The organism is Vibrio sp. 1CM8B, assembly GCF_023161685.1.
Lineage (GTDB): Bacteria > Pseudomonadota > Gammaproteobacteria > Enterobacterales > Vibrionaceae > Vibrio > Vibrio coralliirubri.
In genome coordinates, this window is record NZ_JALNTU010000011.1 from 74,951 (window position 1) to 86,218 (window position 11,268).

At 43.8% G+C, this 11,268-nt stretch carries 10 protein-coding genes; 2 read left to right on the top strand and 8 right to left on the bottom strand.

Annotated features, from left to right (window positions below; genetic code table 11):
• Positions 1–26: 26 nt before the first annotated feature.
• Positions 27–1,715, bottom strand: coding sequence for an NAD-dependent malic enzyme (locus MSG36_RS18570; RefSeq protein WP_019821850.1), 1,689 nt, complete (start codon positions 1,713–1,715; stop codon positions 27–29).
• Between the two features lie 184 nt (positions 1,716–1,899).
• Here MSG36_RS18570 and MSG36_RS18575 point away from each other — a divergent pair, with 184 nt between their 5' ends.
• A complete protein-coding gene (locus MSG36_RS18575) occupies positions 1,900–4,278 on the top strand; it encodes a helicase-related protein (protein ID WP_248369238.1) in 2,379 nt (792 codons plus the stop codon).
• A gap of 203 nt (positions 4,279–4,481) precedes the next feature.
• Positions 4,482–4,859: a hypothetical protein gene (locus tag MSG36_RS18580; RefSeq protein WP_050643862.1), complete on the top strand. Its 378-nt coding sequence runs from the start codon at positions 4,482–4,484 to the stop codon at positions 4,857–4,859.
• Positions 4,860–5,032: 173 nt separating this feature from the next.
• Here MSG36_RS18580 and MSG36_RS18585 read toward each other — a convergent pair whose 3' ends face one another.
• The 7 genes from MSG36_RS18585 to MSG36_RS18615 all read right to left on the bottom strand — a co-directional run bounded on the left by MSG36_RS18585 (position 5,033) and on the right by MSG36_RS18615 (position 11,209).
• Positions 5,033–6,136: a phosphoribosylaminoimidazolesuccinocarboxamide synthase gene (locus MSG36_RS18585; protein ID WP_017055177.1), complete on the bottom strand. Its 1,104-nt coding sequence runs from the start codon at positions 6,134–6,136 to the stop codon at positions 5,033–5,035.
• Positions 6,137–6,458: 322 nt separating this feature from the next.
• Positions 6,459–6,866 carry a SulA-like leucine-rich domain-containing protein gene (locus MSG36_RS18590; protein WP_017055178.1) on the bottom strand — a complete coding sequence of 136 codons (408 nt, stop codon included), beginning with the start codon at positions 6,864–6,866 and terminating at the stop codon, positions 6,459–6,461.
• A gap of 385 nt (positions 6,867–7,251) precedes the next feature.
• Positions 7,252–7,440 carry a hypothetical protein gene (locus tag MSG36_RS18595; protein WP_004733419.1) on the bottom strand — a complete coding sequence of 63 codons (189 nt, stop codon included), beginning with the start codon at positions 7,438–7,440 and terminating at the stop codon, positions 7,252–7,254.
• A gap of 165 nt (positions 7,441–7,605) precedes the next feature.
• On the bottom strand, positions 7,606–8,691 hold the full coding sequence (locus tag MSG36_RS18600) for a tetratricopeptide repeat protein (protein WP_248369240.1): 1,086 nt from the start codon (positions 8,689–8,691) through the stop codon (positions 7,606–7,608).
• A gap of 157 nt (positions 8,692–8,848) precedes the next feature.
• The gene (locus MSG36_RS18605; protein WP_048607125.1) at positions 8,849–9,514 is read right to left on the bottom strand and encodes an OmpA family protein; all 666 of its coding nucleotides are present in this window, start codon (positions 9,512–9,514) and stop codon (positions 8,849–8,851) included.
• Positions 9,515–9,626: 112 nt separating this feature from the next.
• Positions 9,627–10,316, bottom strand: a complete 690-nt coding sequence (locus MSG36_RS18610; protein WP_017059769.1) for a DUF2786 domain-containing protein — start codon at positions 10,314–10,316, stop codon at positions 9,627–9,629.
• 209 nt (positions 10,317–10,525) lie between these two features.
• On the bottom strand, positions 10,526–11,209 hold the full coding sequence (locus tag MSG36_RS18615) for a DUF3334 family protein (protein ID WP_017059770.1): 684 nt from the start codon (positions 11,207–11,209) through the stop codon (positions 10,526–10,528).
• Positions 11,210–11,268 lie beyond the last annotated feature (59 nt).

The window sequence follows — 11,268 nt, forward strand, 5'->3', positions numbered from 1 at the left end:
TAGTATTTGAGAACAAGTACGCTCTATTAGAATGCAGTACGCTTGTAGCGACGGTAAACTGGCTGCCAGAAGTGCTGGTCAATTGCTTGTTGAAGTGCTTCTTCAGTGATCTCTAGAGCAACGCCTTGTTCAATCGCCTTCTTACCTACAGCAAGAGCAATCTTCTTAGATACCGTGTGGATCTCTTCCAATGGTGGAAGCAGAGCGCCTGTGCCATTGATTGCTAGTGGAGAACACGTCGCAAGTGCACGGCTCGATTCCATTAGCATTTCGTCAGTGATGCGTGAAGCATTCACAGCCAATACACCAAGGCCAATACCTGGGAAGATGTAGCTGTTGTTACACTGAGCGATTGGGTAAGTTGTGCCGTTGTGAACGACTGGCTCAAATGGGCTACCTGTCGCAACCAGTGCTTGGCCATCAGTCCAACGAATAATGTCGTTTGGCGTTGCTTCAACACGGCTTGTTGGGTTCGACAGTGGGAACACGATAGGGCGTTCACAGTGTAGGTTCATCTCTTTGATGACTTCTTTGCTGAATAGACCTGGAGCACCAGATACACCAACTAATACGGTTGGTTTCGCGTGGCGAACAACGTCTAGTAGAGAGAAACCAGTGCCGTCGCTTTCCCAGTCTTTGGTGTTTTCGTTGGTTTGAACCAGACGCTGTTGGAAATCAAGCAGGTTTTGCATGCCTTCTTGTAGCAGACCCCAACGGTCAACCATGTAAACTTGAGAGCGAGCTTGTGCATCGCTGATACCTTCAGACACCATTTGAGCAATGATAGCTTCAGCAATACCACAACCTGCAGAACCCGCACCTAAGAAGGTAATACGCTGATCTGACAGTTTGCTGTTTGCTGCTTTACATGCTGCAAGTAGAGAACCAACAGTAACGGCTGCTGTGCCTTGGATATCATCGTTGAAACAACAGATGCGATCTTTGTAACGCTCAAGCAGTGGCATTGCGTTCTTTTGCGCGAAATCTTCGAACTGAACTAATGCATCAGGCCAACGGCGTTGAACTGCTTGGATGAACTCTTCAACGAATGCATCGTAGTCAGCACCCGTAATACGAGGATGACGCCAGCCCATGTACATTGGGTCAGCAAGACGTTGAGGGTTGTTGGTACCCACATCGAGCACGATTGGTAGCATGTAAGCTGGGCTGATACCGCCACAAGCTGTGTAAAGTGCTAGCTTACCAATTGGAATACCCATACCACCGATGCCTTGGTCTCCCAAACCAAGAATACGCTCACCATCCGTAACCACGATAACTTTAACGTTGTGGTTTGTCGCATTATTCAGTAGGTCATCGATACGATCGCGGTTCGGGTATGAGATAAACAGACCACGGCCACGACGGTAAATATTTGAGAAGTTCTCACATGCTGCGCCAACTGTTGGCGTGTAAATGATAGGCATCATTTCAGAGATGTGGTTTTGAACTAAACGATAAAAAAGCGTTTCATTAGTGTCTTGGATGTTACGAAGGTAGATATGCTTATCCATATCACTTTCGAAGTTACAATATTGTTTGTATGCACGTCCTACTTGCTCTTGGATTGTTTCGGTTGTTTCCGGTAACAAACCTTCAAGGTTGAAAGAACTGCGCTCTTCAGCAGAGAATGCGCTGCCTTTGTTTAGAAGAGGTGTACTTAGTAGAGCAGGACCAGCATAAGGGATATATAGAGGGCGTTTATCGTTGTTCATTGGATGCCTAATATGGGAGAAAGGGTAACTGAAAAATGATAACGGTTTAGTTATTCAATTGTAAATAGTTTCTCCGCGATCTGAGCAAACAAAATGATATTCTTACCTCTGTCCCACACTTATCGAATTTCAACACGATAATTCGTTATACTTTGCTCACACTTTTTCGCGACGCTCCCTTTTTATGTCATTACTTCCCATCGATGCTTATCAAAATGTATTCCACGAACAAATCGCTAATTCTCACCTTGTCGTAGAGGCGGAAACCGGATCGGGTAAATCTACGCGCCTGCCACCTTGGGCTTCTCAACATGGGCGAGTGCTGGTGGTGGAGCCAAGACGCATCGCGTGTACATCACTGGCTAAATATCTCGCACAGCAATCGGGCGAGAAGCTGGGTAGCAAAGTGGGCTATGCGATTAAGCTTGAATCAGAATACAACGAGCAAACTGACGTTGTTTTTGTGACGCCCGGTATTGCGCTGCGTTGGTTATCAGAAGATGGATTAGCTAACTTTGATGTGATCGTGGTGGATGAGTTTCACGAGAGACGCTGGGACATTGATCTGCTGGTGGCGATTCTGAAACAAAAAGCGAGTCATCGTTTGGTGATCACTTCAGCTACCATTGAGGGTGAGCGCCTTGCTCAGTATTTGGATGCGAATCGAATAAGCTGTGAAGGGCGAACTTATCAAGTTGAGATTGAGCACCGAGCGAACGAATCCAGAACACTGCCTGACATTCGACATCTAGAGCAGCGCATTGCGGAAGAAGTGAATCATCAGTTGATCGCTTCTTCTGGCGATATGTTGGTTTTTCTGCCGGGTAAAAAAGAGATCGTGCAATGCGAACAAGCCTTAGCGAAAAATCCAGATATCCAAGTCGTTAAATTGCACGCGTCAGTCAGTGATAAAGAGCGAGATTTAGCGTTATCGGGCCGTAATAATAATACTGAAGGTAATGGTTTGAGAAAGGTCATCCTTGCGACAAACGTTGCGGAAACCTCATTAACTATTCCTGATATTGGCGTGGTGATAGATTCAGGATTAGAGAGACGCACCGTTCAGCGTAATGGCAGAACCACACTGATGCTTAAATCCATATCACGAGCGAGTGCCAAACAACGAGCTGGCCGCGCGGGTAGGGTAATGGATGGCGTTTGTGTGCGTTTATATGGTGAGCATGCGGCGTTAGAGTTAGTCACGCCGCCTGAATTACAGCGTGAAGAGCTGACCGAGCCTATGTTGGCCGCGGCATGTTGCGGTGCTCCGCTTGAGAGCTTGCCTTTCCTTGATCCTATTCCTGAAAAATCACTTAACAGTGCAACTCAAACCTTGCTGACGATGGAAGCGATTAACGCCAACCATCAAATTACCGAGCATGGCAAAAAGCTGTATCCGTTGCCGATTGATGCTTTGTATGCCGATATCGTTACTCGAATCAAAACCAAAGCATTAAAAGAAGCGATGGTCGATCTCACAGCGGCGCTGTCCGTTCCTGCTCGCTTGTATCAGTTACCAAACAATGCAGAACACCTAGAAGCACTCGCGCAACAAGAGAAAGAAGGGTGTGATTTAAGCCTGTTGATTCAAATTGTGCGTGGTCGAGAATATCCGCATTTAGACATAGACCAACAGGCACTGAGTGAAGCACAAGGACTGGCTAAGCAAATGCGGGAGGTGTTTGAACTTCCTCAGCTAGAAGTCGCGTCACGTTTCCAACGCATTGAACTGCTCAAGACCATTGTGAATCTGCATCCTGAACTGGTGTTTGTGCGTAGGCTGAAGAGGAAAGAAGCGTTTGCTAATGGAGTATTAGAGGTGGTGCTCGGTCGTCAGAACCGTTTCCCTGATAATGCACAGGCGATGTTGGTGCTTGATACTCACAGCCTGCCGGGAAGAGGTGTTAAGCAGACACTAACCTTAGCGACAGTCACGGCACCCATTCCTCTTGAGCTTATCATTGATGCTGAACTAGGAGAGTGGGAGCAAGGCGAAACAGTAGTAAATGACGATGGCGTTTTTACCGAGATGGCGTTGGTGTACGCAGGCCGTACGATTACGACCAAGCTCGTCGCGGCTGAAGGGCAACTATCCTTAAAGCCTATCGTCGACCTCGTGTTAAATGGAGACCAGCTTCCGGGTTTTGCAAAGGTTCGCACTCAAGAAATCAAACACTGGCAGCTGTATGTGAAACTTGGTCTCGATGAACAAACACAATACACCCCAGAAATTGAGAACATTAACTTTGAGCTATGGTTTATAGAGCAGCTTGAAGTGTTAGGTGTTACTGATGTGAGTGAATTGGAAATGTTCGACCATGCAGACATACCGTTCGATGGCATTCCAACTTGGCTCTATTCAGAGTTTTCGGAAAAATATCCGTTTGCATTGAGCCTTGCCGACTTGCAACTCGATGTCGAATACTTGCCCGCAAGAAAGCTGATTTACGTCCATTATCAGTCGGGTAGCCGAAAGTTATCGCCAAAACGTTGGGAGCTACCGACATGGTCTGGTTGGCGTATTCAGTACAAAAAAGCGAGTCGAATAATTGATATCAAATAGATGGATAAGTTTTATCTCTAAAATATTAATCAAATAGATGCATATATGATTTTTCAGTGCTTATTTTGTTACAAGTTTGATTTTTATATGCCTTTTTAACCAATCAAAAGGTCATAAAAGACTATTCTTCTATATCCTATTGCTATAAAGAAAGAGTTGATAGATATTGAGTATATTGTGTTGCCAAAGTGTCGGGGGACATCATGGATAAACAGGAAGAGACGCGTGTAGAGTTCGATTACACAACATTTCTTGGCGCCTCATGCAGTAAAAAATGGACTTTTCTGGAAGCACTCACCACAATTGCGCCAGTGTTCAGTACCGTCTGGCGAGATAGCATTAAAGAGTTGGGCACCCCAGAGGATCGTTTATGGCAGATGGCATTGAAATCAATGTCGACGCGTAAAAGTGATGAGTCGAACATTGTTACCTTACTCAAGCTTGCTAAGCTAGAAGGGATCAATGAGCTCAAAGTGGTGATGCCATATTCGCTTGAAGAAGAGCAGATCGAGTATATTGAATCGCGCAGTCATTTAGTGATTGCGGGTAATTCTGGAGAAGAGTTCACGATTAGGTTGTAACGTCAGTTCGCCTATAACCTCTCTCAGGAACAGTAAAAACGTACACGTAAAAAGGGCCTCAAATATTGAGGCCCTTTTAGTATCTAAAACTTGTGTTTACGAGCTTATTAGCTTTCTAGCTTTTTATTTTGAGATTAAGCAATTAAGCAATTAAGCAATTAGCGATTAAACGACTAGTCGATTAGACCATAGTCAGCGCGTAGTACATCGATGATCTCTTGCTTAGGATTTTCGCTCAGTACGATCTCCGCACCTGTGATTTTCGCTGCGATATCAAGGTAAGTTCGAGACAGAGACATTAGAGAATCCAGTGGAAGCTCATTGTCACGAGCTAACGCTTCACGCTCTGGCATACGTTCTTTGTTCAAAAGAATGTCGGCATCAGGGAAGTAGTTAAGCAAGAACTGACGGAAGCCTTCTTTTGAATTCTCAACAATGTTGCCGTTGTTGTATTCCTGAGTATCCCAAATGCGAGATGAATCTGGAGTACCGACTTCGTCCATGTAGATAAGCTTTTCTTTGCCTTGAGCATCGTTGACGTAGCCAAACTCAAATTTGGTATCAACAAAGGTTTGATCTACTTTTGCTAGCGCTTGGCTGATTACGTTGAAGCCTTCTTTAAGAAGTTTTTCGTAATGTGCGATGTCACTTGCTTGAGTAAAGTTGAATGCTGCGAAGTTATCTTCGATGTTGTTACGTGTGATGTTCACATCGTCAGCTTCTGGAACGCCAGGAATACCTTTCAGAATCCCTTTTGTTGAAGGCGTGATCAGTAGCTCAGGCAACTTCTTGTCTTTCTCAAGGCCTTCAGGCATCTCGATACCACAGAATTCACGTTCGCCGTTTGCGTATGCACGCCACATTGAACCAGTGATGTATTGACGACAAATCGCTTCGATCATGACTGGGCGAGCTTTTTGTACAATCCATACGAACGGGTGAGGGATATCAAGAATATGACTGTCAGCAAGTCCGTTGTCTTTAAACAATTTGAACCAGTGGTTAGAGATAGCATTCAGAGCCGCTCCCTTACCTGGAACACCTTTAAGATTCCCTTCACCACGCCAGATACAATCAAATGCAGAGATACGGTCACTGATCACCATGATTGCTAAAGGCGCATCTGGTGCTACATCGTAGCCTTTCTCTTTAATTAGTCGTTGGCTATCTTCTTCAGTTAACCAGTAGACCGAACGAACCTTGCCGCTGTGGACAGGTTTATCAGTACGGATTGGTAGGTCATCATTTACGGCAAGAACTTGATCAGCAAGGCTCATTTAGACATTCCTATCTTTTATCAAACGTCATACAGAGAAGTGCGGTGTGCACATGATTAGACGGGCATTATACCCAATCTACTATTTGCTTCCAGAGAAAAAGCAAACGATTGCTAAATCTATTGTTTAAATAAAAACCCCCGCCTAACAATCCGCTAAAAAATTGGCGAATTGTAGGGCAGGGGAAGGCAGTATGTTTGGACTGTGTTTTGGCGAATTGTTTGTTAAGTTAACTTTGTTAGCTAAAAGATTAAGCTATGTTTGTGGACCATGTTTTTGAGCCAAAATGTTATTAAGCCAACATGTTACTAAGCAAGGTGGCCTAGTGAATACGCTCTGAATTTGCATCCATAAAGAAGACTTCACATTGAAAGCGTAACCCTAATGTTCTTAGGTACTGTTGACTGAACTGATCAATCGATGCACTTGCAACAATCGCACTCGCATTCTTAGATCGAATGGCTTTCTCGACAGTCTCTACCTCAGTCATTTGATGAGAGGCTTTCATATGAATAACGCGGTCGCAGCAAACATTATGTTGCTTAAGCTGCTTAGCCGATGGTCTTGGTGTTTGAGCCGTAAACAGTAACCACTGATGTTGATTGGACAGCAACGCCATTCTTGCAAACAACGCTTCCTCGTTTGAATTTTTGCTTTTACGAGAAACTGATGTAAATGCGCAGTGAACTAGCGGGCTAGAGTGTTGTGCTTTAACGTGTGCTTGAATCATTTTGCTGTCCTTATATACATGCTGTATGTGTATACAGTAGTTTTAGTTGCTTATAAGATCAAGCGTTTTTTGCGGGATTATTGGACGATTTCGTTTGGAATTATGGATGAAAAACAATTAAATCATTGAAATTATTCGATAAATTAAATTTGAATGAATTTGTTGTTTTGTCTCATAAGTTGAAAAAATGTGAGCTTTATACAGGTGTATACAGTGGTTTTGACAGAAAAGTACTGTATACACCTGTATAGAAGAGAGAAGAGAGAAGAGAGAAGAGAGAAGAGAGAAGAGAGAAGAGAGAAGAGAGAAGAGAGAAGAGAGAAGATCTAAAACCGCAGGCACAAAAAAAGCGCCTTAGGCGCTTTCTTATATTTCACGGTGTTGCTTATCTCAATGTCGCTTGGGAGAGTTTTGCTCTCATTTCCATTTCACCAATATTGAACTGGCGAACATCAATGGTTGCAATATCATTGCACTCTTTACATGCATGATGACACTTACCATCTAGGTAGTCGTGCTTTTTAACTAGGCTTGGCTTTTTGCACCAATCACAAACGCCTTCTATTGTGAACATATTCTCTCCTCACCTGTTTAAGTCAGGTGTATTTTCGGCGCAAATTATGACACAAGTAAGACCTATTAGTTAATAGTTTGTTACCCGTTTTTGAGAGGGGGATCGATTGCAACACCAATAAAATCGATATCTTTGAGATCTTGAAAAATGAAGATGTGTGTTTGTTTACGGTTTTGTAACATTTTGTAAAATGGTTTTTAGCGCATTGTTCAAACGTTTCATTTCTTCGTCACATCCGTGACCATCTGGATGGTAGATCTTTGATAGCTGTTTGTATCGGATCTTGATGCTTTTTTGGTCAGGGATAGAGCTGGGCGTGTAGCCAAATAGCGCGCAAGCCACTTGCAAATTACTTAGACCTTTGCTGTTTTTCTGCTTCTTCAACTCGTGAAACATAGTGTGCAGCTGACGTTTTTGCTGCTTAATCGTCAGGTCCTTCGAGCTAAGCTGCGCTTCAAGTGATTGTTGTTGCTGTCGTGAATCACCCAACTTTAGAGCTTGTCTTTTTCTTGAGATAACGAGAGTCGCAATAATGCTGATAATTGAAATCAACACGGCCAACGCAGCACTAATCATATAGTCAGAGCTAGTTAGGTTAGAACTGGAGAGGTTAGAGCGTGATGCTTGGTCAGATTGAACGTGCTGAGATAACCCCTGACTGGTGTCTATTTCAGAGTCGATGCTGTCATCGAGCTGTTCTATTGAAGAGATCTGCTTTGCACGTTGCTGGTTGAATTGCGCTTCCAAAATGCGGTTGTAGCCATCTTCTGCTTGTGGATTATCTTTTAAGGCTGCTTCATACCATAGCTGCGCTTTATCTAATGGTTGAAGGAGGTTTTGTTCTAGCGAGGATTCGTAGAGCTTTGCGACCTCGATAGGCGCTCGCTGGTTACCTTGCAACGCTGCTTTAATAAACCACTCCAAAGCAAGCTTGTTACTTTGTTCAACACCTGTTCCTGCTAAGTACCATTCACCCAGTCTAAATTGCGCGTTTGGGTTGCCGTTTTCTGCCGACTGCGTGTACCAATACAATGCATCACTGGTGCTAACAGGGACGTCGATACCCGATTCATAAGCTTGAGCTAACTGGTATTGAGAAACTGGATCTTGAGGTTGTGATTCTAGTGAAAATTCATCACTGCTTGCTGCGTGCACGAAACGTGTAGTGGACAGCTGTATCGTGGAAAAAATGAGGGCTAGAAATAGAGCTCTAAGAAGTGATGATGACAGAATGTTGGATAGGATCAGCAAAAGATAAGTCTCGTAAAAAAGCCCAGAATCGATATGTCAGTATGAATACGCTTTATGGTTGTTGGTTATTATTATCACGTTAAATGAGTAACATAATTGATAAACAACTATATAGTGGTTAATTCAAGAGATAAAGACGGACTGGGCTTTAATCGTGCTACTTAAGCGGCAAGATTTGAATTTCTACGCGACGGTTACAAGCACGACCTTGAGAGGTGTTGTTGTCACATAGAGGGTAACGCTCACCGTTACCACGAGCAATAGCACGACCTGCAGCAACGTCTTGAGAGATCAAGAATGCACGAACAGATTCAGCACGACGCTCAGAAAGGATTTGGTTCGTCGATTCGCTGCCTGTGCTGTCAGTATGACCTTCAATCACTAGGCTAGTGTCTGGGTATTCAACGAGGATGCGAGCAACGCCGCGAAGTGTGTTATGAATGCTTGATTCCAAAGCGTAAGAGCCAGAATCGAAACCGATGCCGTTTTCTAGGCGAAGTAGAAGTTGGTTTTCGCCGACGCGTTCAACTTGAACGCCTGAATTCATTAGCTCTTCACGAAGTGCAGCTTCTTGTCGGTCAAAATAGTAACCAATACCACCACCAACAGCCGCACCACCTGCTGCCCCGATAAGTGCACGTTTACCACGGTCTTTAGAGTCACCGGTAGCAGCACCAGCAACGGCACCAGCGAGTGCACCAATTAGAGCGCCTTGAGTTGCAGAGTTAGTCTCAGATTCGCCAGTTGTCGCGTTTTGGCGTTGAGTTGCCTGACAACCCGTTAAAGCGATAGTAAGCGCTAGGGCTAGTGTGATTTTTTTCAACGTATTTCTCCATCATGTACTTCTGTCAAACGAATGAATCCGAGTGACAAACATAGTCCTGTAAATCTTATTGATGGTTTTTATCAATACGTCGAAGTAATGTAAAGTGGCTCTATGATTTAGTTATCTTTTTAGCTGCCTGGGTACCGCCAACTGGTCGATTAACAGACAATTTACGACCTTTCTTCAAACCAACTTCATAATCGGCGGTGAGGTTTTTCATTGCTTCTCTCAGTTGCTGCTTGAACGTTTCACGGTCGATATTTTTGAATTCTTTATCAATGTAGTTATTGATCTTGTTGTTTGATTCGTCGTCGGGAGTAATGGTTGGTAGCTTTTCAAGCGCACCTTCAACCCAGCCAGAAACAAACGAGTTTACGCGGCGTGTCACTTCTAATGACCCTGTGCCAGAGCCAGCAAAGCTATTTCTGAATTGGCCGGTGTGTTCATTCAGCTCGCGATAAATTATATCGAAAGCGAAGGCTGCGAAGATCGCGCGATCGGCTTCACCAATGAACTCAACACGCTTTAGGCCTTTGTGATTCAGTAATACGGCTTCTACGCCAAATTTGGTGTTGATACCGCGAATAACACGCAGCAGTGTAGAACTGATATTTGCAGGTAACAGGTGACTGGACTGAGTTTTTCCCATCTTGATAAATTCAATATCGTCTTTTTCGAGACCATATTTCAGCATCAAGTTATGCGCCATTTTTATCGCATTGGCAGCTTCATTGACGTTCGCAGAATTTCCAAGCTCAAGACACTTGGCAATTTTCTTTAGGGCTTTTTTCTTATCCATCGACAATTTAATCAGTACCGCAAATTTTTAAAAGTCCAACATTTTACATGTTTTCGCGGGTAACAGAAAGGCAAAACTGGTTTGATGAACAAGTGAGGTGGTGAACATTGAACTGCATGAGCCCAGTTGGCGACAAAAACAAAAACGCCATCAAGCGTACTGATGGCGTTAGTGACACGATTTTCCTGATTAACTAGAGTATTAGTAATCTAGATACCCAGTTCATCGAGTAGATCTGCTGCAGAATCATTGCCTGAGCTTTGAGCCGGCTTGTTCGCTTCTTGCATCTTTTTCTGAGTCGCTTCAAGAATGCTATCTGGACATTCGTCTTCTGCGATTTCAAATTCTTCCAATTGAATGAATTCAGTCTTATCCATCGCAAGCTCAAGGTAGAAGATGTTGTTATTAGCGGTAGAGAAGGTCACACGACGAGCTTGTGGACGATCGAGATTGGTATCAACAGAAAGGTTTACTTGCTTGTTCAGAGCCAGCATTTTCGGTTGGTTTTGTGTGATGTTGGTTTGCAGCTCTTTGCGGATTTTATTGGTGAAATCGCCAACCAATTGGTTCATCAGCTCACCTAATACATCACCCACTTCGTCTGAAGTATGAAGCACAGCGAGCTCGTTTTCAGGCATGCCCATATTACGCATGTAATTGGTGTAGATCTCTAGCGCTGCTTTGGACGTAAAATTGATAACAACAAGACCAGAAAAGCCGCCGTCAAACAGAACGAAGCAACCAAAATCTGGCTTTAGGCTTGTCTTGTTGATCTTTTGAACCATGGCTGAATAGGACACCTGAGAAGCCGTCGCTGAAGTTAGTACGCTTGAGACTGATTGGCATAGTTTAAGAAGGATATCTTCAGTTGTGACTGTTTTGTTTTTTTTCATTGTGATGTGCTCGTGGAGATGTCTTAAACAAAATGTTATTCAGTATATTGCTACTGAAT